This is a genomic window from Rhizobium sp. R634, from assembly GCF_002211305.1.
Taxonomy (GTDB): domain Bacteria; phylum Pseudomonadota; class Alphaproteobacteria; order Rhizobiales; family Rhizobiaceae; genus Rhizobium.
In genome coordinates this window covers 35,624-59,942 of sequence record NZ_LOKW01000005.1, presented here as the reverse complement: position 1 = coordinate 59,942, position 24,319 = coordinate 35,624, and the positions used below count along the sequence as shown (strand labels likewise).

At 62.8% G+C, this 24,319-nt stretch carries 20 protein-coding genes; 9 read left to right on the top strand and 11 right to left on the bottom strand.

Translation table 11 applies throughout. The annotated features are described in order from the left end of the window. Positions 1-65 precede the first annotated feature (65 nt). The 3 genes from ATY77_RS08520 to ATY77_RS08510 form a co-directional block, all read right to left on the bottom strand. Positions 66-3,266, bottom strand: a complete 3,201-nt coding sequence (locus ATY77_RS08520; protein WP_088686964.1) for a multidrug efflux RND transporter permease subunit — start codon at positions 3,264-3,266, stop codon at positions 66-68. 124 nt (positions 3,267-3,390) lie between these two features. Then, entirely contained in the window at positions 3,391-4,581 is a 1,191-nt protein-coding gene (locus ATY77_RS08515) for an efflux RND transporter periplasmic adaptor subunit (RefSeq protein ID WP_088686963.1), read from the bottom strand. Between the two features lie 46 nt (positions 4,582-4,627). Further along, a complete protein-coding gene (locus ATY77_RS08510) occupies positions 4,628-5,443 on the bottom strand; it encodes an alpha/beta hydrolase (RefSeq protein WP_088686962.1) in 816 nt (271 codons plus the stop codon). Positions 5,444-5,607: 164 nt separating this feature from the next. On the opposite strand from ATY77_RS08510, the gene ATY77_RS08505 reads away from it, so the two are divergent. After that, positions 5,608-6,519, top strand: a complete 912-nt coding sequence (locus ATY77_RS08505; protein WP_088686961.1) for a LysR family transcriptional regulator — start codon at positions 5,608-5,610, stop codon at positions 6,517-6,519. A 237-nt stretch (positions 6,520-6,756) separates the two neighbouring features. Here the strand turns inward: ATY77_RS08505 and ATY77_RS08500 are convergent, their stop codons facing one another. Next, positions 6,757-7,500 carry an SDR family oxidoreductase gene (locus ATY77_RS08500; protein WP_088686960.1) on the bottom strand — a complete coding sequence of 248 codons (744 nt, stop codon included), beginning with the start codon at positions 7,498-7,500 and terminating at the stop codon, positions 6,757-6,759. A 119-nt stretch (positions 7,501-7,619) separates the two neighbouring features. Here ATY77_RS08500 and ATY77_RS08495 point away from each other — a divergent pair, with 119 nt between their 5' ends. From ATY77_RS08495 to ATY77_RS08485, 3 genes are all read left to right on the top strand, one after another. Further along, positions 7,620-8,528 (top strand): LysR family transcriptional regulator, encoded by a 909-nt coding sequence (locus ATY77_RS08495; protein WP_088686959.1) that lies wholly within the window; start codon positions 7,620-7,622, stop codon positions 8,526-8,528. Positions 8,529-8,594: 66 nt separating this feature from the next. Next, positions 8,595-8,909, top strand: coding sequence for a hypothetical protein (locus tag ATY77_RS08490; protein ID WP_088686958.1), 315 nt, complete (start codon positions 8,595-8,597; stop codon positions 8,907-8,909). Positions 8,910-8,957: 48 nt separating this feature from the next. Beyond that, positions 8,958-9,575: a DNA-3-methyladenine glycosylase gene (locus ATY77_RS08485; protein WP_088686957.1), complete on the top strand. Its 618-nt coding sequence runs from the start codon at positions 8,958-8,960 to the stop codon at positions 9,573-9,575. Between the two features lie 57 nt (positions 9,576-9,632). On the opposite strand, the gene ATY77_RS08480 is transcribed toward ATY77_RS08485, so the two are convergent. The 3 genes from ATY77_RS08480 to ATY77_RS08470 are packed head-to-tail and all read right to left on the bottom strand — an operon-like array spanning position 9,633 to position 12,844. Next, a complete protein-coding gene (locus ATY77_RS08480) occupies positions 9,633-11,174 on the bottom strand; it encodes a DHA2 family efflux MFS transporter permease subunit (RefSeq protein WP_088686956.1) in 1,542 nt (513 codons plus the stop codon). Further along, positions 11,167-12,387, bottom strand: coding sequence for an HlyD family secretion protein (locus tag ATY77_RS08475; RefSeq protein WP_088686955.1), 1,221 nt, complete (start codon positions 12,385-12,387; stop codon positions 11,167-11,169). The genes ATY77_RS08480 and ATY77_RS08475 overlap by 8 nt, the downstream gene beginning before the upstream one ends. Then, positions 12,380-12,844 (bottom strand): MarR family transcriptional regulator, encoded by a 465-nt coding sequence (locus ATY77_RS08470; RefSeq protein WP_088672788.1) that lies wholly within the window; start codon positions 12,842-12,844, stop codon positions 12,380-12,382. The genes ATY77_RS08475 and ATY77_RS08470 overlap by 8 nt, the downstream gene beginning before the upstream one ends. 216 nt (positions 12,845-13,060) lie before the next feature. Between ATY77_RS08470 and ATY77_RS08465 the strand changes: the two genes are divergently transcribed. The 3 genes from ATY77_RS08465 to ATY77_RS08455 all read left to right on the top strand — a co-directional run bounded on the left by ATY77_RS08465 (position 13,061) and on the right by ATY77_RS08455 (position 19,219). Further along, complete coding sequence (locus ATY77_RS08465; protein WP_088686954.1) at positions 13,061-14,602, top strand: cation:proton antiporter; 1,542 nt, start codon at positions 13,061-13,063, stop codon at positions 14,600-14,602. Between the two features lie 256 nt (positions 14,603-14,858). Then, positions 14,859-16,037 carry an efflux RND transporter periplasmic adaptor subunit gene (locus ATY77_RS08460; RefSeq protein ID WP_088686953.1) on the top strand — a complete coding sequence of 393 codons (1,179 nt, stop codon included), beginning with the start codon at positions 14,859-14,861 and terminating at the stop codon, positions 16,035-16,037. Next, a complete protein-coding gene (locus ATY77_RS08455) occupies positions 16,034-19,219 on the top strand; it encodes a multidrug efflux RND transporter permease subunit (RefSeq protein WP_088686952.1) in 3,186 nt (1,061 codons plus the stop codon). Before ATY77_RS08460 ends, ATY77_RS08455 begins: the two co-directional genes overlap by 4 nt. 9 nt (positions 19,220-19,228) lie before the next feature. Here the strand turns inward: ATY77_RS08455 and ATY77_RS08450 are convergent, their stop codons facing one another. After that, the gene (locus ATY77_RS08450) at positions 19,229-20,005 is read right to left on the bottom strand and encodes a metallophosphoesterase family protein (protein ID WP_190237607.1); all 777 of its coding nucleotides are present in this window, start codon (positions 20,003-20,005) and stop codon (positions 19,229-19,231) included. Between the two features lie 273 nt (positions 20,006-20,278). Between ATY77_RS08450 and ATY77_RS08445 the strand changes: the two genes are divergently transcribed. Then, positions 20,279-21,403, top strand: coding sequence for an acyl-CoA dehydrogenase family protein (locus ATY77_RS08445; RefSeq protein ID WP_088686951.1), 1,125 nt, complete (start codon positions 20,279-20,281; stop codon positions 21,401-21,403). Between the two features lie 12 nt (positions 21,404-21,415). Here the strand turns inward: ATY77_RS08445 and ATY77_RS08440 are convergent, their stop codons facing one another. After that, positions 21,416-21,880: an Rrf2 family transcriptional regulator gene (locus tag ATY77_RS08440; protein WP_088687100.1), complete on the bottom strand. Its 465-nt coding sequence runs from the start codon at positions 21,878-21,880 to the stop codon at positions 21,416-21,418. A 196-nt stretch (positions 21,881-22,076) separates the two neighbouring features. Beyond that, positions 22,077-22,865: an SDR family oxidoreductase gene (locus ATY77_RS08435; RefSeq protein WP_088686950.1), complete on the bottom strand. Its 789-nt coding sequence runs from the start codon at positions 22,863-22,865 to the stop codon at positions 22,077-22,079. 128 nt (positions 22,866-22,993) lie between these two features. On the opposite strand from ATY77_RS08435, the gene ATY77_RS08430 reads away from it, so the two are divergent. Then, complete coding sequence (locus ATY77_RS08430) at positions 22,994-23,764, top strand: TIM barrel protein (protein WP_088686949.1); 771 nt, start codon at positions 22,994-22,996, stop codon at positions 23,762-23,764. Here the strand turns inward: ATY77_RS08430 and ATY77_RS08425 are convergent. Further along, positions 23,761-24,297, bottom strand: a complete 537-nt coding sequence (locus ATY77_RS08425; protein ID WP_088686948.1) for a hypothetical protein — start codon at positions 24,295-24,297, stop codon at positions 23,761-23,763. The genes ATY77_RS08430 and ATY77_RS08425 overlap by 4 nt on opposite strands. Between the last annotated feature and the right edge of the window lie 22 nt (positions 24,298-24,319).

Genomic DNA, 24,319 nt, shown 5'->3' with positions numbered 1-24,319 from the left:
AAACGATACGGGCGAGAACCGAAGTTCCCGCCCGATTTACTCGACAAAGGAAGGTTGAATTCCGTTTATTCCGCGGCGAGCCGGATGACCTCTGCCTCTTCTTCCTTGTGTTCGTCCGGCTTGTGCTGGACGAGCGGGCGGTTGCCCGTCATCCGGCGAAGCAGCACGTAGAACACCGGCGTCATGAAGATACCGAAGAAGGTGACGCCGATCATGCCGGAGAAAACCGCCACACCCATGGCCGCACGCATTTCCGCACCGGCGCCTGTGGAGACAACGAGCGGCACGACGCCCATGATGAAGGCCATGGAGGTCATGAGGATCGGGCGAAGACGCAGGCGGCTGGCTTCGACCGCGGCCTCCCGCGGCGTTCTGCCTTCGAACTCCAGCTCACGGGCGAACTCCACGATCAAGATCGCGTTCTTCGCCGATAGACCGACAAGGACGACGAGGCCGATCTGGGTGAAGATGTTGTTGTCTCCACCGGTGAGCCAGACGCCCGTCAGCGCGGCGAGCACGCCCATCGGCACGATCATGATGATCGCAAGCGGCAGCGTCAGGCTTTCATACTGGGCGGCGAGCACCAGGAAGACAAGCAGCAGCGCCAGCGGGAAGACGACAACGCTCGAATTGCCGGCCAGGATCTGCTGATAGGTCAGATCCGTCCATTCGAAGTCGATGCCGGCAGGCAGGGTCTCACGAAGGATCTTCTCGATTGCCGCCTGCGCCTGACCGGAGGAAAAGCCCGGCGCCGGACCGCCGTTGATATCGGCGGCGAGGAAGCCGTTGTACCGGTTGGCGCGCTCAGGACCGGTGCTCGGCTCCACTTTCAGCAGCGCCGAAAGCGGGATCATCTCACCAGATGCCGAACGAACTTTCAACTGGCCGATATCTTCCGGCTGGGCGCGGAATTTGGCATCGGCCTGCACCCGGACGCTGTAGGTGCGGCCGAAGGCGTTGAAGTCGTTCACATAGAGCGAACCGAGATAGATCTGCAGCGTCTGGAAGACGTCGGTGACGGAAACTCCAAGCTGCTCGGCCTTGGCGCGGTCGAGATCGGCATAGAGCTGCGGCACGTTGATCTGGAAGCTGGAGAACAGCCCGGCGAGCTCAGGCGTCTGGTAGGCCTTGGTGAGCACCGCCTTGGTCGCCTCGTCGAGTGCCTGGTTGCCTAAGCCCGCGCGATCCTCGATCTGCAGCTTGAAACCGCCCGTCGTGCCGAGACCGTTGACCGGCGGCGGCGGGAACATGGCGATGAAGGCGTCCTGGATGACTGCGAATTTCTGGTTCAGCGCCATGGCGATGGCGCCGCCCGAGAGATCAGGCGTCTTGCGCTCCTCGAAGTCCTTCAGCGTCACGAAGACGATGCCGGCATTCGAGGAGTTGGTGAAGCCGTTGATCGACAGGCCGGGGAAGGCGATCGCATTGGCGACGCCCGGCTGGGCGAGCGCGATGTCGGTCATGCGCTTGATGACGTCTTCCGTGCGGTCGAGGCTGGCGGCATCCGGCAGCTGAGCGAAACCGATCAGATACTGCTTGTCCTGGGACGGCACGAAGCCGCCCGGGACGGTGGTGAACATGCTGTAGGTCGCGCCGACCAGAGCCAGGTAGATCACCATGACGATGCTCTTGCGCGACAATAGGCCGCCGACACCCTTGCCGTAGGCATTCGAGCCAGCACCGAAGACGCGGTTGAAGCCGCGGAAGAACCAGCCGAAGATCGCGTCCATGAACCGCGTCAGCCAATCCTTCGGCGCATGATGACCCTTCAGGAGAAGAGCTGCGAGCGCCGGCGACAGGGTCAGCGAGTTGAAGGCCGAGATAACGGTGGAGATCGCGATCGTCAGCGCGAACTGCCGATAGAACTGTCCCGACAGGCCGGAGATGAAGGCGAGCGGCACGAAGACCGCGACGAGCACCAGCGCGATCGCGATGATCGGGCCGGAGACTTCCTTCATTGCCTTGTAGGTCGCGGCCCGTGGCGACAGGCCGTGTTCGATGTTGCGCTCGACGTTTTCGACGACCACGATCGCGTCGTCGACGACGATACCGATCGCGAGCACCAGACCGAACAGGCTGAGCGCGTTGATCGAGAAGCCGAAGACATACATGACTGCGAAGGTACCGATGATCGAGACCGGAACCGCGATCAGCGGAATGATCGAGGCGCGCCATGTCTGCAGGAACAGGATGACGACGAGGACGACGAGCGCGACGGCTTCGAGCAGCGTGTCGATGACCTTCTCGATCGAGGAGCGCACGAATTTCGTCGTATCGTAGACGATCTCGTATTTGACCCCTTCGGGCATGGCGAGCTGCAGCTGATCCATGGTCGCGCGCACATTGTCGGCGATCTCGATGGCGTTCGAACCAGGCGCCTGGAGCACGGCAACAGCAACGGCCGGCTTGCCGTCGAGCAGCGAACGCAGCGTGTAGTCGGCGGCGCCGAGTTCGATGCGGGCGACGTCGCGAAGGCGGGTGATCTCGCCATTGGCGCCCGTCTTGACGATGATGTTGCCGAACTCCTCGGGTGTGCGAAGACGCCCTTGCGCATTGACGTTGAGCTGCAGGTCGACGCCCGGCTGGCTCGGCGACGCGCCGATGATGCCGGCTGCCGCCTGGACGTTCTGCGAGCTGATCGCATTGCTGATATCGCTGGCGGCGAGATCGTGCTCGGCGGCCTTCTGCGGATCGATCCACACGCGCATCGAATAATCGCCGGCGCCGAAGACCTGCACCTGGCCGACGCCGGCGATGCGGGCGAGCCGGTCCTTGACGTTCAGAGTCGCGTAGTTGCGGAGATAGGTGATGTCGTGGCTGTTCCCGTCGGAGACGAGGTTGACGACCATGATGAAGTCGGGCGAACTCTTGACCGTCGTGATGCCAAGTGCGCGCACTTCCGCCGGCAGGCGCGGTTCGGCCTGGCTGACGCGGTTCTGCACGAGCTGCTGCGCCTTGTCGGGGTCGGTGCCGAGCTTGAAGGTGACGGTGACGTTGAGCACGCCGTCCGACGTCGCCTGGCTCGACATGTAGAGCATGCCCTCGACGCCGTTGATCTGCTCTTCGAGCGGTGTTGCCACGGTTTCGGCAATGACGCTCGGGTTGGCGCCGGGATAGGTGGCGCGCACGACGACCGACGGCGGCACGACTTCGGGATATTCGGAAATCGGCAGCGCGCGCAGGCCGATCAGGCCGGCAACCACGATGAGGACCGAAAGAACGCCGGCAAAGACCGGCCGGTCGACAAAGAATCTGGAGATGTTCATATCAAAGCCCTCTCCGGGGTGAACATGGATGCAAAGTCCCTCGCCGGCGGTTTGGAAGCCCGCCGGTGGGTCGTATTATTTCGGGTATTTGCCCTCTCCCCGATGGGAAAGGGCATTCAGGCCGTTACTGCGCGGTCGCGACCTTCTCTTCCATCTGCGGCACGACGACGGCGCCCGGACGAATGCGCTGCAGGCCGTTGACGACGATCTTCTCGCCGGCGGTCAGGCCGCTTTCGACCACGCGCTGACCGTCGGACAGCATGCCGAGCTGGACCTGGCGGTAGGCGACCTTGTTCTCGCCATCGACGACGAAGACGAACTTCTTGTCCTGATCCGTGCCGACAGCGCGGTCGCTGATGACGATCTTGTTCTCGGCCTTCGGCTGGCCCATGCGCACGCGCACGAACTGGCCGGGGATGAGGCGCCCGCCCGGATTGTCGAAGACGGCGCGCACGCTGATCGTGCCGCTCGATGCATCGACTTCGTTGTCGATCAGCTGCAGCTTGCCCTTGATGGGGGTGCCATCATCGGCGAGCGTGCCGACCTCGACGGGGATCTGCTCGACGGGAGGTAGAGCGCTGTCGGTCTGCGGCAGCTGGGCGAGCGCGCGCGTCACCATCTCTTCGCTCGCGTTGAAGCTCGCATAGATCGGATCGACCGAAACGAGCGTCGTCAGCGCCGGCGACGCCGAACCGGCCGCAACCAGGTTGCCTGTCGTCACCTCGATCTTGCCGATGCGGCCCGAGACCGGCGCCCGCACCTGCGTATAATCGAGATTGAGCTGGGCCGACTGCAATGCGGCCTGTGCCGAACGCAGCCCGGCCTGAGCTTCGGCCAGCGCGCTCTGGCGCTGATCGAGATCGCTCTGGGAGATGGTGCGGTTGTCGGAAAGCCTGCGGCCGCGGTCAAGCTCGGTCTGTGCCAGGCTGACCTTGGCTTCGGCCGAAGCGACCTGGCCCTGGGCCTGCGCCACGCTCGCCTGATAGGGAGCCGGGTCGATGGTGAAGAGCAGGTCGCCCTGCTTCACCAGCGCGCCCTCACGGAAAGCCACCGAGAGGATCGCGCCTTCGACGCGGGGACGGACCTGGACACGGTCGACCGCTTCGAGACGGCCGGAGAAACTCTCCCAGGCCGTCACGTCGCGCGCCGCGACGACGGCAACCGTCACCGGCACGGCGGGGGGCTGCGCCGGCTCGGACGCGGCCGTGGCGGTCCGGCTCATCGGCAGCTCGAAAAACAATGCAGCGCCTGAAACCGACGCAATAAGGCCTATGCCGGCGCCCACCAGGGCCCAGCGTTTACTTCTGGACGTCATCAGTACTCTCCTTGCGGCCCCAGGCCGCCGAAATATCAGATCTTCTTCAATGCAATTGCGGTTGGACGCTCACGTCCTGAAGGAAGCTTCCGAAATGACGGCTGACGTGTTCCTGCCAGTCCGGCGCTTCCCCGGATTTCCCACCATAAATCGAGGGCCAGCCCGTCCCGGCGGGAAGAACATGCTGGCGCACACCGACGCCGGCCTGTTTCAGGCGGGCACCGTAACCGAGTGTTTCGTCGTGCAGAGGATCGTCCTCCGCGGTGAAGATCAGCGCCGGCGCGACGCCTGAAAGACGCGAACAGAGACAGGGCGCCGCATAAGGATGGCAGCCGCCACCGCTCAGGTAATGGCTCCAGCCCTCCGTCCAGCGCTGACGCATGCCGACCGCTTCGGCCTTGCGGATCGACGACGTGCCCATGAAGGGATCGAGCAGCGGCGAAATCAGCACCTGGCCGTCGAGCGCATCCGGCATCTGGTCGCGCGCCTTGAGCGCCACGCCGGCGGCGACATTGCCACCCGCCTCTTCGCCGGCGACGAAGAGCAGCGACTTGCGGTCGCCGAAACCGGCGGCGCGCTTGTTGGCGAGGTAGGTGAAAACGGAGAACGAAACTTCCAGCGCCTTCGGAAACAGGTTGCCGGACAGGCTGCTGTAGTCGACGGCGGCGACGATGGCGCCAGCCTTGGCGAGGCTCATCGCCACCGGCCTGTCGACATTCGTTTCGCTGTCGAGAAACGCGCCGCCATGCAGGTAAAGCACGATCGGCGGACCCTTGCCGTAATCGGCGCCCTGGTAGACACGCGCGGATACGGGGCCGATGGCCACCTTATCCAGCATCATATCTTTCCATTCCACCGTCATCGGTCGATCTCTTTTGCGGGCAGTCACAAGCGGACAACGCCTGCCGCTTGCATTTTGCACAAAAAAGATATTGTTATTCAGAACAGGGAATAAGAAGCGATATCGCGATTACACTGTTCCAATTCTCGAATAATGGTGCAACGCAAACTGCGGACTTGAAACCGATGGATCAGCTTTCGGCAATGCGCGTCTTCATTCGCGTGGTGGAGACGGGCAATTTCACCCGCGCCGCCGACATGCTCGCCATGCCCAAGGCGACGGTGACCAATCTCATCCAAGGCCTGGAAGCGCATCTGCGCACCAAGCTTCTGAACCGCACCACCCGCCGGGTCATGGTGACCACGGACGGTGCACTTTACTATGAACGTGCCGCCCAGATCATCTCCGAGCTGGAGGAACTCGACGGCAGCCTCTCCAACTCACAGAGCCTGCCGAGCGGACGGTTGCGCGTCGAAATGAGCGGCGCCTTCGCCGATGCGATTGTCGTTCCGGCATTGTGCGATTTCTATCAGCGCTATCCCGATATCCGCCTGGATGTCGGCGTCAGCGACCGCACCGTCGATTATCTCGCGGAAAACGTCGACTGCGCGTTGCGGGCCGGCACACCGACCGATCAATCGCTGATCGCGCGGCGGGTTTCGGAGATGGAAATGATCACCTGCGCAGCGCCGCTTTATATCCAGAAATTCGGCATGCCCGAGCGGCCGGAGGATCTGGAGGCGACGCACTACTCCGTCAATTATTTCCGCGCCCAGAACAACCGGACGCTGCCCTTCGAATTCCGCAAGGGCAATGAAGTGGTCGAGACCACGCCGCGCTACATCGCTTCGGTCAACGACAGCCGCACCTATCTGACGGCGGCGCTGACGGGGCTCGGCGTTGCCCAGATACCGACCTTCATGGCGCGCGAGCCGATGGCACGGGGCGAACTTTTGCGCGTGCTGCCGGAATGGCGCCGCGATGCGATCCCGCTCTACGTGGTCTATCCGCCGAACCGCCACCTCAGCAACAAGGTCCGCGTCTTCGTCGATTGGCTGGTGAAACTGCTGGTCGAGGCGAAGCTGAACGACCTCTGAGCGTCACAATCAAAACAGACACGGCCCGGAAGGCAGGGGAAACCTTCGACGGGCCGCAATTCTTTGAACATCGTGCCTGTCGCACCGTAGGGAGGGTGCGGCAGGCGCTGGAGGTTCGCAAGAGAGCGGAAGGGACTCCACTCATTCGCGATAAATTAGTTATAGGCACTCTCCGAAAGATTGTAAGAGGGCAAGGCCGCGAGTTCCGTTCACATATTTGCGATGACGGTGCCTTCGTTAGATCATCCCGCCATTGGCACGCAGCGTCTGACCGTTGATCCAGCCACCGTCGGGACCGGCGAGGAAAGCGACTGCGGACGCGATGTCTTCAGGCGTGCCAAGGCGCTCCAGCGGGTTCATCTTCGCCATGCGGGCGATGAGGTCCTCCGACTTGCCGTTAAGGAAAAGCTCGGTGGCCACGGGGCCTGGAGCGATGGCGTTGACGGTGATGTCGCGGCCGCGCATCTCCTTGGCCATGATCGCCGTCAGCGTCTCGACGGCGGCCTTGGTGGCGGCGTAGACGCCATAGGTTTCGAGCTTCAGCCCGACGACCGAGGTCGAGAAATTGATGATCCGGCCGCCGTCGCGCAGGCGCTTAGCGGCTTCCCGCAGCGTATTGAAGGTGCCCTTGAGATTGACGCCGATCTGGCGGTCGAAATTTTCGTCGTCCGCCTCGGCGAGCGGGGAGAGCATCATGATGCCAGCATTGTTGACGAGCACATCGATGCCGCCGAAAGCGGCTTCCGCGGCGTCGAACATGCGGCGGACGGCTTGCGCCTCGCTGACATCAGCCTTCGCCGTCAGCGCCTCGCCACCGGCCTGCTCGATCTCCCGGGCCAGTTCTTCGGCCGGCGCGGCATTGCCGGAATAGTTGATGACGACGGTGAAACCGTCCTTGGCAAGACGTTTGGCGACCTCGGCACCGATGCCGCGGGAAGCGCCCGTGACCAGTGCGACCTTGCGATTGTCGTTCGAAGCCATTGTTCTTCTCCTTCATGTGCGCCTCAGCGCGTTTTCGATGAGGAGAAGATGCGCCTTTTCTTGTGACGGATAATCGGGCATTATTTGGCATCACTATCCGGGAATGGCGAACAAAATACATGGACAGGTTCGACGCCATGCGTGTCTTCTGCCGCGTCGTGGAAAGGCGCAGCTTCACTCACGCCGCGCAAGACAGCGGCCTGCCGCGCTCGACCGTCACCGATGCGGTGAAGCAGCTCGAAGCCCGCCTTGGCGTTCGGCTGCTCCAACGCACGACGCGGCATGTCAGCCCGACGCTCGATGGCGAGGCCTATTATCAGCGCTGCCTGTCGATCCTCGCCGACATCGAGGATGCGGAAGGCGCTTTCGCCGGCGCCAAACCGAAGGGCCTGCTGCGCGTCGACGTGCACGGCACGCTCGCCCGCCATTTCGTGCTGCCGAGCCTGCCGTCCTTTCTCCAAACCTATCCCGATATCGAATTTTACATGAGCGAGGGCGACCGGCTGGTCGATCTGGTGCGCGAAGGCATCGATTGCGTGCTGCGCGTCGGCACGCCTTCGGATAGCGACATGGCCGCCCGCCGCGTCGCGATGGTGGATGAGATTACGCTTGCCTCTCCCGCCTATATCGCCGCCCATGGGCTGCCGCAGCATCCGGATCGGCTGGCCGGCCATCGCATGGTCGGTTTCCGTTCCAGCGCCACCGGCAGTCTGCTGCCGCTCGAATTCATCGTCGAAGGCACCGTGCGTGAAATCATCATCCCCGCAGCCGTCGCCGTCAATGCCGCCGAAAGCTATGTTTCGGCGGCGAGGCTGGGCCTCGGCCTGATCCAGATCCCGCGCTACCACGCCGAAAAAGATCTCGCCGAGGGAACGCTGATCCATGTGCTGGAGGATTTCCCCCTGACGCCGACCCCGGTCTCGCTGCTCTATCCCCGCAACCGACAGCTTTCGCCGCGCGTGCGCGTCTTCATCGACTGGCTGGTGAAGGTCTTCGCTCGACAAAATTCCGAAAACGCGCTTCAGTAAATCGAGCCTTGCTAATATGAGCGCTGCGGCGCCGCGCGACCTTTTGAGGCGCAGGAGGGGATGGCCATGGCACTCAACGATATCACCGTCTACCAGACGGAAGACGGCTTCGTCGTCGAATTCGGAGGCGAAGGCGAGGATAGCATTGCCGTGACGCTGCGAAGCACGCCGGAGCTGACCTCCGAAAACGCCGTCTCGCGCGCCAAGGCCCTGCTTGCGGCGGCCATTGAACCGGCCCACAGAGACAGCGCGCGCCGCAAGGACCCCGCCTTGCTCGAAGAGGAGCTTGAGGAGGGCCTGGAAGATTCCTTCCCGGCGAGCGACCCGGTCTCGGTTACCGTCTCCTCGATCCCGATGCGCGACCCGAATGCCGGCCGGTGAAACCTGCCTGCCCGTCAGAAGGTTTAGGGATGACGTCAGGCGCGCCGGATGTTATCTGCCTCGGCCATGACCGATGGTGGAATGACAAAAAGCGCGATCGGCGCCGGCGCGCTTGCCGGCGAAAGCCTCAGGGCGTTTTTCGAAAGAGACGCGATCGCTGTCGCCCGCGATTTGCTCGGCTGCCACCTGACCGTCAACGGCGCCGGCGGCCGCATCACCGAGACGGAAGCCTATTTCCCCGATGACGAGGCCTCGCACAGTTTTCGCGGGCCTACCAGGCGCAACGGCGCCATGTTCGGCAGGCCGGGCAATGTCTACATCTATCGCATCTACGGTATGTACTGGTGCCTGAATTTCGTCTGTCATCCGGGTTCAGCCGTGCTGATCCGGGCCCTTGAGCCGGAGATAGGGATCCCCGCCATGATGGAGCGCCGGGGCACCGACATGCTGAGGGCGCTCTGCAGCGGTCCCGGCAAGCTCTGCCAGGCGCTCGGCATCGATATCGACATCAACGACAGGCTGCTCGACCGCCCGCCCTATGCGCTGACACCGTCCGCGCCGGTGCCTGTCGTTTCGGGAAAGCGCATCGGCATCACGAAAAATGCCGAAGCACCCTGGCGCTTCGGCATTCAGGGATCGCGTTATCTCAGCAAGCCGTTTCGCTAAGCAATTCCAGCAAAAGTGTGCAACGGTTTTGCGTCCGGAATTGCGTGCAACTTCGCCCTATTCCATGACGGCGCTATGATCGACGGCAGGCGCCGCCTTCGGCTTGCGCAGCAACAGCGCCAGCGGGATGACCGCGAGCGACATCAGCATCAACAACTTGAAATCGTCCATATAGGCGATGATCGTCGATTGCAGCGTGATGATCTCGTTGAGCGAGGCGCGTCCGGCCGCCGTCACGGGACTGAGCCCCTGCGCTGCCACCGCGTTGAAGGCGTGGTTGAACGGCGTCACATAGGCGGCGATCGATTCGTGATTGCTCTGCGTATTTTCGACGATCAGCGCCGAAACGATAGAGATACCGACCGACGAGCCGATATTGCGCGACAGGTTGTAGAGACCGGTACCGTCGCCGCGCATATGGGCGGGAAGCGTGGCGAAGGCGATCGTCGTCAGCGGCACGAAGAGGAAGCCGAGGCCGGCGCCCTGGATGAAGCCGACCGAGATGATCGTCCATTGCGAGACGTCGGGCGTCCAGCCGGTCATGTCGTACATCGCCCAGGCGGTAAGCCCGAGCCCCAGCACCAGCAGCCAGCGCGTATCGACCTTGCCGATCAGCCGCCCGACGATGAACATGCACAGCATGGTGCCGAGGCCGCGCGGACCCATGACGATACCGGCGGTGATGACCGGATAGCCCATCAGCGTCTGCAGATAGGGCGTCATCAGCGCCAGCGAGGCGAGATAGGTGATGCCGATCACGAAGATGAAGATCATGCTGATCGAAAAATTCTGGTCGAGAAACAGCTTCGGATTAACGAAGGATTTCTCCGCCGTCAGCGTGTGCACCAGAAGCAGATAGAAGGCGGCGGCGCAGATGATCGCTTCGAGCATGATCTCGCCTGATGAGAACCAGTCGAGCTGCTCGCCCCTGTCCAGGAAGAGCTGGAGCGAGGCGATGAACAGGCTCATCATGCCGAAACCGAACCAGTCGAGCTTGGCGAGCGCATCTCTCTTCGTTTCCGAGACGAAGATGACGATGCCGGCGAAGGCGAGCGCGCCGATCGGCACGTTGATGTAGAACACCCAGCGCCAACTGATATTGTCGGTCAGCCAGCCGCCGATGACGGGCCCGAGGACCGGCCCGACCATGACCGAGACGCCGAAGAGGGCCATGGCCGAGCCGCGCTCCTCGACCGTATAGATGTCGAGGAGGATGCCCTGGGAAAGCGGGACCAGCGATGCGCCGAACAGGCCTTGCAACAGGCGGAAGGCGACGATCTGGTTCAGCGACTGCGCAAGCCCGCAGAGCACCGAAGCGCCGACGAAGCCCGCAATGGCGACGAGCAGCACCCGCTTGCGGCCGAACTTGGCGGCGAGGAAACCGGAGGGCGGCGTCATGATCGCCGCCGCGACGATGTAGGAGGTCAGCACCCAGTTGATCTGGTCGGCGGAGGCCGACACGCTGCCCTGGATATAGGGCAGCGCCACGTTGGCGATCGTCGTGTCCAGCGCCTGCATGATGACAGCGAGAATGACGCAGGCGGTGATCGCGCCGCGATTGGCAACAGGGGTTGCCGGAGATGCGGAAGCGTTACTCATGGTCCTTGCCCTGAGACCGGCCCAGAAGCGTGTTGACGAAGTCAGGCAGGCCGCGGGCATGGCCGGTTTCGACATCGACCACCGTGCTCATGCCGACGCGAAGCGGCGGCCTGCCGTCGGTATCCTCGATGCTGACGCGCATCGGGATGCGCTGCACGACCTTCACCCAGTTGCCGGTGGTGTTCTGCGCCGGCAGCAGCGAGAAGCTGGAGCCGGAAGCCGGGCTGATGCTCTCGATCTTGCCCTTCCACGTCACGCCGGGATAGGTGTCGACATAGATCTCCGCCGTCTGGCCTGGTTTGACGTAGGTCAGCTCGGTTTCCTTCGGGCTGGCGGCGATCCACAGATGGTTGGTGGCGACGAGCGAGAAAGCCTGCTGCGAGGCCTGCAGGTAGGAGCCCACCTGCAAAGCGTTGACATTGGTGACGATGCCGTCGAACGGCGCCTTGACGACGCTATGGTCAAGCTCTCGTTGCGCATTGTCGACCTGTGACTTCGCCTGCAGATAGAGCGGATTTTCCTCGACCGGCTGGTCGGCCGAGCCGCCGAGCTGGGCGAGCGTCGTTGCGGCTTCCGCCTTGGCGACGGCAACCTTCTGCCGGGCGGCCTCCAGATTGTGCTTGGCCTCGTCATAAGCGGACTGTGTCGCGCTGCCATTGTTGACGAGGCTCTGCTGCCGGTCGAACTGATCCTGGTAATAGGGCAGATCGGCCTCAGCCTGGGTGATCTCGGCGAGCGACTGCTGATAGCTCGCCTTGAGGTTCATGATCTGGTTGCGCTGCGCGCCGAGCTGCGCCTTGGCGCCGTCGAGCGCGATCTTGAAAGAATCCGATTTCAGGCTGAAGAGCACCTGCCCCGCCTTAACAGCCTCGTTCTCATGCACATTGATCTGATCGACAATGCCCGACACGTCGGTGGTGACCCCGACCATATCCGCCTGGATATAGGCGTTGTCGGTCGACATCACCTGGCCGCCATTGACGTAATAATAACCGCCGACGACGAGCGCCACCGGCAGCAGGGCGAAAAGAACGGGGCGCGTGAGACTGCGCCGGCGGCGGACCTTGTTGCCGCCAGGCGCAGCCACGGCGGCAGCCGGCGCTGAATTGGATGAAGGCGCTTCGGCTACCGTTTCCTGCTGTTTGATTTGGATTTCTTCAGATGTCTTGGCATTGGCGTCGGCAACGACGCGGAGGTTGGGTTGATCAGCCATCATTCATCTCATTCTCTTCAACCGGTGTTCGGCAAGCCTGCACGAGGTTCGTCTTCATTGCGGATAGGATCTGGTAGAGCTGCTCGCGCTGCTCGGCGGAAACACCGTCCAGCGCCTCGGCTCGGGTCACATCGCCGAGCTCGCGCATTTCGGCGAGCAGCGGATGCGCCTCCTCGCGCATGTAGAGCAGCCAGACGCGCCGGTCGGTCGGGTGCTGGCGGCGCTCGATCAGCCCGCGTTCGGCGAGCTTGTCGAGGATGCGCACCAGCGTGATCGGCTCGATTTCGAGGATTTCGGCCAAACCGCTCTGATGGATGCCCTCATTGTTCGAGAGGTAGGCAAGCGTCTGCCATTGCGACCGCGTTAGCCCGAGGCACTTCGCGCGTTGCTCGAACCGCTTGCGCAGCAGCCGTGCGACATCGTGGAGAAGGAAACCGAGTGTGGGCGTGGCGTTCATGTGGACCTTTGCCGGCTATTTATAAGCATACTTATGATATCGGTAGATATATTCCCGCCGCGTGCACTGCACAAGAGCGCTGGCGGCAGATTCCGCTGCTGCGGCCAAAATGCCGCAGCCGCCGCGAAAGAGCTGGCTCATACGGTGGCCGCGGGCCGGCTTCGGCCCTAATTTCCGAGGGAGATCGCCTCGGCCGGAGGCGCGCAGGAGGGCTCGATGGCGTTCTTCGAAAGCATGCTGACATTGCTTCTGGTAGCGATCGTCTTCCTGCAATTCTCCCGGAAATTCCGCATCCCTTATCCCACGATGCTGGCGATCGCCGGCATCATTGTCGCCGCCGTGCCCTGGGCTCCCGAGGTCGCCATCGATCCGCAGCTGGCGCTCGCGCTGCTGATCGCGCCTGTGCTCTTTGACGCCGCCTATGACCTGCCGCCGCGGACATTGAGGCGCAACTGGCTGCCGCTCTTCTCGCTCGCCGCCATCGCCGTCATCCTGACGGCCGTCGCGGTCGCCGCCGTCGCCATGACGACGGCTGGCCTGCCGCTTGCCGCAGCCCTGGCCCTCGGCGCCATCGTCGCGCCACCCGATGCGGCAGCGGCGACTGCCATGCTCGACCGCTTCGACCTGCCGCGCCAAACCTACGTGGTTCTGAAAGGCGAGAGCCTTTTGAACGACGCGGTCGCGCTCCTCATCTTCAGCGCCGCGGTGGCCGCCGCCTCGAGCCCGGCCTTCTTCAGCGGCGCCCTGGCGCAGCTGGCGCTTGCGGTGCCGGGAGGTATCCTCCTCGGCTATCTCCTCGGCCGCCTCTACATGGTCGTCGGCGTCAAACTGGCCGGCACGCTCGGCGGCACCCTGCTCGAATTCGTCGCCACGTTTGGCGCATGGATCATCGCCGAGCGGCTGCACCTCTCAGCGATTTTGACGATCGTCGTCTATGCGATGGTGATCGCCCGCTACATGCCTGAGCGGCAGTCGGCCCGCCACCGCATCCATTCCTATTCGGTTTGGGAAGCCGCGGTCTTCTTGGTCAACGTGCTCGCCTTCCTGCTGATGGGCCTGCAGGTTCGCCAAATCGTCGTTGATATCGATCCCGGCCGCCTCGACTTCGCAATCACCCTGGCCACGGCAGTCTTCGTCACCGTCATCGTCGTCCGCCTGATCTGGGTGCTTCTTTATAATCGCGCGATCACTTATCTCGCCGTGCGCGGGCGAACGAAACAGGCCGTTCCCACCTTTGCGACGAGCCTGCTGGCCGGATGGTGCGGCATGCGCGGCCTCGTGACGCTGGCGACCGCGCTCGCCCTGCCGATCGATTTCCACGACCGCGATATCATCCTGCTCAGCGCCCTTGCCGTCGTCCTCGGCACACTGATCGTCCAGGGGCTGACGCTCGGGCCGCTGATCCGCTTCCTGAAATTCGATCCGGACACATCCTTGGACCGCGATCTCACCAAAGCCCGCATCGCGCTCATCGATGCAGCGCTTGCCGAGCTAGAAGGCGAGGACAAATCCACCCGAATTCTGCGCGACGTCTACACCTCCGAGCGCGAGATCGCCGCCGACGGAAAACACCCGCGCGAGGTCAGCAGGCTCGACAAACAGCGCCGCAACGTCATCATCGCCAAACGCCGAAAACTGGCGGCGATGCGCCGCGCCGGCGAGATCGACGACGATGTCTTCCACACGCTGGAGCAGGAGCTCGACTGGGCCGAACTCGCCGTCCTGCCGCCCGGCCGCGACGAGATCGTCGAGAGCTGATGTACTCCATGACGTTTTCGTGGAATCAGGAATTTGACATAATTGGCATTTGCTATTTTTCGCCGCTGCCGTTTATATCCCGTTCCACAGCGTTACGACTTTTCCATTATGCATCGCGTGCCGGCCTTCCCTTCCATCGATCGGACGCCGGGGGAAATCACGGGAGCTCAGGCTTCCGTTCACAGCAGCATGAATAGCATCACTTCATCTTAGGTTCGGCGGCAGTCGATCGGCCGTCGAGATTGGAGGGACCGGTATGACTTACGCGCTTCGACGGATATTGATGCTCGGCTGCATCGCCACGTTCATGCCTCTGGCCGCAATGGCCCAAGGCGCAGCGTCCGCCCCTCCTCCCGTCACCGTCGCAAAGCCTGTGGTGCGCGATGTCGTCGATAATGACGAATTCATCGGCCGTTTCCAGCCGGTCGACGAGGTCTCCGTGCGCTCACGCGTCGGCGGCTATTTGCAGGAAGTCCATTTCGAGGACGGCGCCCTCGTCAAGCAGGGCGACCTGCTCTTCGTCATCGACCAGCGGCCGTTCATAACCGCGCTCAACCAGGCAAAGGCCTCGCTCGAGGCGTCGCAATCCACCCTCGTCTTCGCCGATGCTCAGTACAAGCGCGCCCAGTCGCTTGCTTCGAGCGGCAGTCAGTCCGCCCAGACGCTTGATGATCGCCGCCGTGAATTCGATTCCGCCCAGGCCAATGTCCGCGGCGCGCAGGCCGCCGCCGATCGCGCGGCGCTCGATCTCGAATATACCGAAATCAAGGCGCCGCTCAGCGGCCGCATCGACCGCCGACTGATCTCGACCGGCAACCTCGTGCAGGCCGACCAGACGGTGCTTACCACGATCGTTTCCCTCGATCCGATCGATTTCTATTTCGACGTCGACGAGCGCCGCCTGCTGAATTTCGCCGACACCGCGCGCAAGATGGGCACGGACCTCCAACTGGGCGGCGGCGGAGTGGACGTCTCCGTCACGATCTCCGATCCCAATGCCAAACCCTTCAAGGGAAAACTCGATTTCGCCGAGAACCGGGTCGACAACGAGAGCGGCACCATCCGCATCCGCGCCCGCCTTGCAAATCCCGATCTCGTCCTGCAGCCGGGCCTGTTCGGCCGCGTGCAGGTCGCAGCCTCCAACACCTACAAGGCCATCCTCGTTCCTGATGAGGCGATCGGCGCGGATCAGAATGAACGCGTCGTCTATGTCGTTGACGCGCAAGGCAAGGTTACGACCAAGCCGGTACGGCCCGGACCGCGGCTTTATGGCTATCGCGTCATCCGCGAGGGCCTCGACGGCAACGAGACGATCATCGTCAACGGCCTGATGCGCGCAAGGCCGGGCTCGACGATCACACCTCAGATGAGCGAGCTGCCGCAGGAGCGGCAGGACACGCCGCCGGAAGCCGCAAATGCGGAGACCGGACAATGAGATTTGCACACTTCTTCGTGGATCGGCCGATTTTCGCGGCCGTCATCTCGATCCTCTTCCTCGTCGTCGGCGGCATCGCCTATACGCAGCTGCCGGTCTCCCAATATCCGGAGATCGCGCCGCCCACCATCGTCGTGCGCACCTCCTATCCGGGCGCCGACCCGCAGACCATCGCCGACACCGTCTCGACGCCGCTGGAACAGCAGATCAACGGCGTCGAAGACATGCTCTACATGTCCTCCTATTCCAGCGCCGACGGCGCGATGTCGCTGACGATCACCTTCAAGCTCGGCACCGACCTCGACAAAGTCCAGGTGCTCGTCCAGAACCGCGTGTCGATCGCGCTCCCCCGTCTTCCCGAGGAAGTCCAGCGGCTGGGCGTGACGACGGACAAAAGCTCGCCCGACCTGATGATGGTGGTGCACCTCCTGTCGCCGTCGCATCGCTATGACCAGCTTTACGTTTCGAACTACGCCCGCAACCGCATTCGCGACGTGCTCGTCCGCCTCGACGGCGTCGGCGACGTGCAGCTTTTCGGTGAGCGGCAATATTCGATGCGCATCTGGCTGGACCCGGAAAAACTCTCCGCCTACGGCATGACATCGGACGACGTGGTCTCCGCCTTGAGAGACCAGAACGTCCAGGTTTCCGGCGGCAAGATCGGCGCGCCGCCGGTGACCGGCAGGAATGCCTTCGAATATACGGTGCGAACCGACGGACGCTTTTCCGACGCCCGCGAATTCCGCTACGTCATCGTCAAATCGACGGGCGCCGGCCGGCTCGTGCAGTTGCAGGATGTCGCCCGTATCGAACTCGGCGCGCAGGACTACGTCACCAACAGCTACCTCAACAACGATCCCGCTGTTGCGCTTGGCATTTTCGCCCGGCCGGGCACCAACGCCCTCGACACCGCCCATCAGGTTCAGACGATCATGAAGGATATTTCCCAGAACTTCCCGGAAGGTCTGGAATATCGCATCGTCTACGATACGACCGAATTCATCTCGGCCTCGATCAACGAGGTCTATAAAACCATCGCCGAAGCGGCCCTCCTGGTGGCGATCGTCGTCCTCGTCTTCCTGCAATCCTGGCGGACCGCGATCATACCGATCGTCGCCATTCCCGTTTCGCTGATCGGCACCTTCGCCGTGCTCCTGGCCTTCGGCTTTTCGCTGAACATGCTGACACTTTTCGGCCTCGTGCTGGCGATCGGCATTGTCGTCGACGACGCGATCGTGGTGGTGGAAAACGTCGAGCGCAATCTGGCGCGCGGCATGACGCCGAAAGAGGCCTCTCACGTCACCATGGATGAAGTGGGAACCGCGGTCATCGCCATCTCCCTGGTGCTGATCGCAGTCTTCGTGCCGACAGCCTTCATCCCCGGCATCTCGGGCCAGTTCTACAGGCAGTTTGCGGTCACGATCGCCGTCACCACCGCGATATCGGCGCTGAACTCGCTGACGCTTTCGCCTGCTCTTGCCGGTATATTGCTGAAACCCCACGACCACGAAGGAAAGCGTAAGAGCATCGCGTCACGGCTAGGAAGCGGCCTTGCAAACGGCTTCAACCGTGGTTTCGACCGGATGAGTTCCGGCTATTCCTGGACCGTCCGGCACCTGGTCAGCAGCTGGGTGGGATTAACCTGCTCGATGCTCGCCTTCGCCGGCCTTATCGGCGCGACCTGGTACATGAGCACCAAAGTTCCCTCGGGCTTCATCCCGACCATGGACCAGGGCTACGCGATCGTCGTCGTCCAGCTTCCCGATGGCGCCTCGCTTGCGCGCACCGATGCCGTCGTCAAACGGGTCGGCGACATCGCCCGAACCGTGCCCGGCGTCGGCAACGCCGTGCAATTCGCCGGCTTCAGCGGGGCGACATTCACCAATGCCTCGAATTCCGGCGTCGTCTTCGTTCCTTTCAAATCCTTCGCCGAGCGCGAGGAGGAGGGAGACAACGCCAACAAGATCATCGGCGAACTCTTCGGCAAGCTGCAAAGCATCCAGGAGGCCTTCATCATCGCCATCCCGCCGCCCTCCGTGCGCGGCGTCGGCAATTCCGGCGGCTTCAAGATGCAGATTTCCGATCTTGAAAACCCCGACATGACGCGCGTGCTCGGCCTGGCCCGCCAGATGATGGGGGCGGCGGCAACGACCGACGGGCTGACCGGCGTCTTTACGACTTTCTCCGATGCGAGCCCGCAATATTTCCTGTCGATCGATCGTGACAAGGCGCGCTTCCTGAACGTGCCGATCCCCAACATCTTCAACGCGCTTTCGATCAATCTCGGCGTGGCCTACGTCAACGATTTCAACGCGTTCGGCCGTGTCTACCAGGTTCGCGCCCAAGCCGACCGGCAATACCGCATGGACAGGGAAGACATCCTCGCCCTGAAGGTCCGCTCGGCGACCGGCGCGCTGGTGCCGCTCGGAACGCTGATGGATATCCAGGATTCCAGCGGCCCTGCCCTCGTCCAGCGCTACAACATGTATGTCTCGGTGCCGCTTCAGGGCAACCCGACGCCCGGCACTTCGACGGGCGATGCGCTGAAGAAGATGGAGGAACTGGCAGCCAAGATCCTGCCGCCGGGAACGACCTTCGAATGGACGGAACTCGCCTATCAGGAGACCCATACCGGCAACACCGCCGTCTATATCTTCGCCCTCTCCGTCATTTTCGTCTTCCTGGCCTTGGCAGCTCAATATGAAAGCTGGGTCTTGCCGCTGGCGATCATTCTCATCGTCCCGCTCGCGGTTCTCGCCGCGCTGATCGGGGTCTCGCTGAGAGGAATGGACAACAACGTGCTGACTCAGATCGGCCTGATCGTGCTGATCGGCCTTGCGGCCAAGAACGCCATTCTGATCGTCGAATTCGCAAGACAGGCGGAAGAGGAAGGCAAATCGCCGGTGGAGGCCGCTATCGAGGCCAGCCACCTTCGCCTGCGCCCGATCCTGATGACGGCCTTCGCCTTCATCTTCGGCGTTCTGCCGCTTGCCATCGCTACCGGTCCCGGCGCCGAAATGCGCCAGTCGCTCGGCACCGCCGTCTTCTCGGGCATGCTCGGCGTGACGCTCTTCGGCCTGTTCCTGACGCCGGTCTTCTACGTCGTGCTGCGCGGCCGGCGCCGCACCCGGCCGACCGAAACGCCGGTCGAGGCGGTGCCGGTTGAAAGAGAGACCGTCTAAAACGACGGGTCAGGTGGAAAACAGATGCACCCGACCCCGCCAGAAGCGGGCGACGGTGAGCTTGCCGCTGCGAAAGGCGCGCGTGTCCAGATTGAGCCGCCTCGGCCGGATCTCGGGCTCATCGTTCGGCGTATGGCCATGGACGACGAGCTTCGGCAGGGGCACCCTGCTTTCGAGAAAGCGATGGCGGATGAGAACCAGGTCCTCGTCCGTTTGCGCGGCAAGCGGCACGGTCGGATCGATGCCGGCATGCACGAAGAGCACATCGGGCGTGTCCAGCATCACCGGCATCGCCCGCATGAAATCGATATGCGTGTGCGGCAGCGAATGGCGGATGAAGGCGTCGAGTTTCGCGCCGGATGGGAAGATCAGCGGCAGATGCTCAGGATCGAGGCCATAGGACTTCAGCAGTTCCGCAGACCCCATGCGCATCCAGTCGTCATAGGACGCCCAGCCGTCGATATAATCGAGCATCGCGATTTCATGATTGCCGGCAAGGCAGATGCGCTCGAAATCGTCGGACAGCGGATCCATCAAATGACTGATGACCTGCGCCGACTCCGGGCCGCGGTCGATGTAATCGCCGAGCATCACGATCAGCTTGCGTCCCGGCAGCTGTGCGCCATCGCGCAGGATAGCCTCCTCGGCTTTGACAAGCAGGTCATAGCGGCCATGAATATCGCCGACCGCATAGGTTGGGATATCGGCAATCTCAAGCGTCAGACGCGGTCTCTGCTGGCGCCCCATTTTAGAAACCTCGCTGTCGCGGGCGAGAGAGTCGCTCATCATTTTTCCGATCAGATTAGCCCCGGAACAGGATGATTTTAGGTCGGGGCGGCCTAAAATCTAAATCCTCTTCTCAGTTAGGAGTTCAAGCATGATGTCGTCCGAAACCGCTCACACGTTTCCACGTCATGCTCTCATTGACCCAAACTAGGGCGGAGGACAAGGCGATCAAGTTGGTAAGAAAATTCAAAGCTTTCGGGTTTCTTGGAAAAACCGGCCTTATCATTCGAGGATCAATCCCTCACTCCTGTAGCCATCGAGGAAGAGTGACCGATGGGAACGGTATCGCAGTTTCATGATAGCCTCAGGCCTCCCGCGCACCGCATCGAAAGCGAAGAGGAGGCGATATTCACGGCCCGCGATCTCGCCGCCGCATTCCGGCGTCAGGCGAGCGAACGCGATGTCAACCGCATCCTGCCGCATGCCGAGCTCGACGCGTTGTCGGCATCGGGACTGACAGCGATCACCGTTCCGCCCGAATATGAAGGGCTCGACGTGTCGAACGCCCTGCTCGCCGAGATCGTTGCGATCATCGCCGAAGGCGATGCCTCGATCGGCGAGGCGCTGGGAAATCATTTCTGCGTGCTGGAAACCATCCGCACCCAAGCCTCCGAGGATCTCAGGACGTCGCTGTTTGCCCGCGTGCTGCTCGGCGACCGCTTCGCGGCAACCGCCTTCGCTGACGGCACCGACCTGACGGCCGAAGGCCCGGGCTACCGTGCGAGCGGGCGCACGCATCAAGCGCCCGGCATTCTCTTCGCCGACTGGATCGCCGCTGCCGCCACCGCCCCGCCCAGCCGTCCGGTCACGCTCTACCTGGCTTGCGGCGACGACAATGTTCAGGTGGTCGATAATTGGGATGGCTTCGGCCAGCGCACCAATGGATCGGCGACGGCGATCGTCGCCGAACTCCATGTCAATGCCGATGCGATTGCGCCCGCCCCCGCCTCCGAATATTCGACAGACATCTCGCTTGGCTTGCTGCTCAAGGCCGGCGTCAGCCTCGGCATCGCGCGCGCCGCATGGAGCGACCTGCTAAGCGCGATCGGCGATCACAGCGCCGTCCTAACGCCGCTCGGCCAGCACGCCGTCCGCATCGAAATGACCGCGGCAGCGCTGGAGCGGGCCGGCCGCAAGCTCGATATCGCCCAGGTCAATTCGGTGGAGGCCGCTATCGCGGATGCGCATTTCTCCGCCTCGGCTGCCGCAATTCTGGCCGGCGATACCGCGCTCGGCACTGCAAATGCGCTCTTCGAACTTGCAGGGGAAATATCGGCGGGCATCGGGCTCAACCTCGACCGCCATTGGCGCAATGCCCGCATCCACGCGCTGTCGCTGCCGCGAGACAAGCTGCTGCGGACAGCCGGCGGCCATATGGCGAAGCTGGGCGAGGCTTGAAGCGACGAGATCTCAGCTGGCGGCGGAGATCGGAAATTCCTCTTTGTCGCCTTCGATGCGGCCGCCGCCGGACACGAATTGTTCGAGACTCATATTGTCGAGAATGGCGGCGATCGCGTCTCGGACATCGGTCATCGAGCGCCGCACCTGACAGGTTTCCGGATCGGCACAGTCGTCGCAGGCCTCGAAAGCCGTGCGGCTGGCACAGCGGATCGGCGCCAAGGGGCCGTCCAATGTGCGGATGACATGGCCGATACGGATTTCGGAGGCCGGCCGCGACAGGGAATAGCCGCCGCCCGGTCCCTTCTTCGAGCGCAGGATGCCGACATTGCGCAGTTCGAGCAGGATCGTGTCGAGAAACTTCTTCGGGATATTGTTGCGTGACGCGATGTCATTGATGAAGGCGGTTTCTCCGGGCGCCAGCCGCGCCAGATCGACCAGCGCCTTCAGCCCGTATTTTCCCTTTTTCGTCAGCATCGTCGTCGCCCTGTGGAAATCGCAGTATTCACCCTGATAATAGCAGGCAAATAGCGTCAAAAGCGTGAACATACAACAAAATAGCTATTATTTATAGCTTATATTGGCAACGTCTGCCTACCCTTCCGGCGGCTGCGCGGCGACATTCCGGCCGCCGCTCGATTGCAGCCCCGGTCCTGCCGCCCGCGCTGCTTTGTCAGATCGTCTTCAGCATGCCGCCATCGACGAAATAGGTCGAGCCGATGCAGTAGCTCGCCCGCTCCGAACTCAGGAAGACGAAGACGTTCGCCAGCTCCTCCGGCGTGCCGAAACGTTTGGAGGCGGCATGCTCGTTGGCGACGCTCTGCAGATAGCCTTCCCAGTTGCCGCCGCTTTCGGCCGTCAGCTGCTTGGCAGTCTTGATCCAGTCCGGCGTCAGGATCAGGCCGGGATTGATGCAATTGACGCGGATGTTGTCCGGGATGAGCTCGGTCGATAGCGTCTTGGAAAACATCATCAGCGCCGATTTGCTGACATTGTAGATCGGCTCGTACCAGAGCGGCTGGACGGCGCAGATCGAGGCATTGTGCAGGATCACCCCGCCGCCGCGTTTCTTCATTTGCGGCGCGATCCCGCGTGCCAGCCGCACGGCCGCCATCACGTGCAGGTCCCAATAGGCCTGCCACTTCTCGTCCGGCGCCTCCATCACCGTCTCGTTGGATCCGGTGCCGGCATTGTTGATGAGGATATCGGCGCCGCCTTTCTCTGCGGCCGCCGCTATGATCGCCTCCGTTCCCGCTGCCGTCGCCACATCGGCGGCAACGGCGGTGGCGCTGACACCGTATTTCTCGGCAATACGGGCGGCTTCCGCCTCCAGCCGCTCACCGCCGCGCGCGGCGAGCACGAGATCAGTGCCCTCAGCCGCCAGCCCCTCGGCAATCGCCAGGCCGATGCCGACCGATGCACCCGTGATGACTGCGATCTTTCCCTTCAATCCGAGATCCATATCTTCCTCCACAAGCGCCGGCGAGCCCGGCCCGATGGGGCGAGTGTTCCGCCAATGAATCCGGGCGTCAAGCCTTGCGGCAGGCTCCGATCTGGCGCATGTCTGCATCGATTGATGGGAGATGTTTCATGCGACGTTATTCAGCCTGCGTAGAGTGGCTGTTTGCCGAAGAAGGCGACAGTTTTCCCGATCGCATCCGCCGCGCCCATGCCGGCGGCGTGACGGCGGTCGAGTTCTGGCGCTGGACCGACAAGGACCTCGACGCGATCGAGGCGGCGCTTGATGAAACCGGGCTTGCCATCACCAGCCTCGTTGCCGAACCGATGATCGCGCTGACCGACGCCGCCAACCGGCAGGCCTGGCTCAAGGGCCTTGACGAATCCGCTGCCGTCGCCAGGCGTCTCGGCGCACCGGTGCTGATCGCCCAGGCGGGAGACGACCTCCCGGGCCTCAGCCGCGAAGAGCAGCGCCAGTCGCTCACCGAAACGCTGAAAGCCGGCGCCGACCTCCTCGAAGGCAGCGGCGTGCGCCTCGGCGTAGAACCGCTCAACACCCGTATCGACCATATCGGCTATTTCCTCGCCTCGACCCGCGAAGGGCTCGATATCGTCGATGACGTCGCCCGCCCCGAGATCGGCATCGTCTACGACATCTACCATTCCGCCGTGATGGACGAACGCACCGAAGAGGTGCTCGACGGCCGTCTCGACCGTGTCTTCCACGTCCATATCGCCGATCATCCCGGCCGCAACGAACCGGGCTCCGGCGGCATCGACCTCGCCCACCGCCTCAACTGGATCTTCGCCAACGGCTATGACGGTGCCGTCGGCCTGGAATACCGTCCGACCAGGTCCGGTGCGGACGCCGTCAAAGCCGCGATCGCCTCGCTCGGCGGCTAGCTCGAATTGGCGCCTTCTGCGAAGGCCTCGAGTTCGGGATCAAACTCGACCTCGACGATATTGTTGAAGACGGCGGTCGCCAGCATGATGCCGGCAAACGCGACGAGATCGACGAGCACCTTGGTGTCGTAGCGCTCCTTCAGCTTGGCCCAGAGATCAGCCGGAACGGCGTTGGAATCGGTGACAACAGCCCTGCCGAATGCGTCGAGCAGTGTCTCCGTTTCCGAAAGCTCCAGCGCATCGGGATCGAAACCCTTGCCGATCAGCGCCCGGCGAAAGAAGGTGACGGCGATTTTCGAGTTCGCCGCCTTCGAGATCGCATGTGAGAAGATCCAGATTTCCCGGTCGCTGATGACAGGATCGAGCTCGGCCCGCAACGTGAACCACTCGGCATAGATGCGATGGGCGACCGGCGAATGGAGGAGCGTTCGCTTCATGTTGGTCATGCGCCCGCGCAGCCTGATTTCTTCATCATGCGCCGCGCGAACCTCTAGCGAAGCGGTGTCGTAATCGATCTGCGGGAGATGGCTCATCGGGTGAACGCTTTCCTTGAAG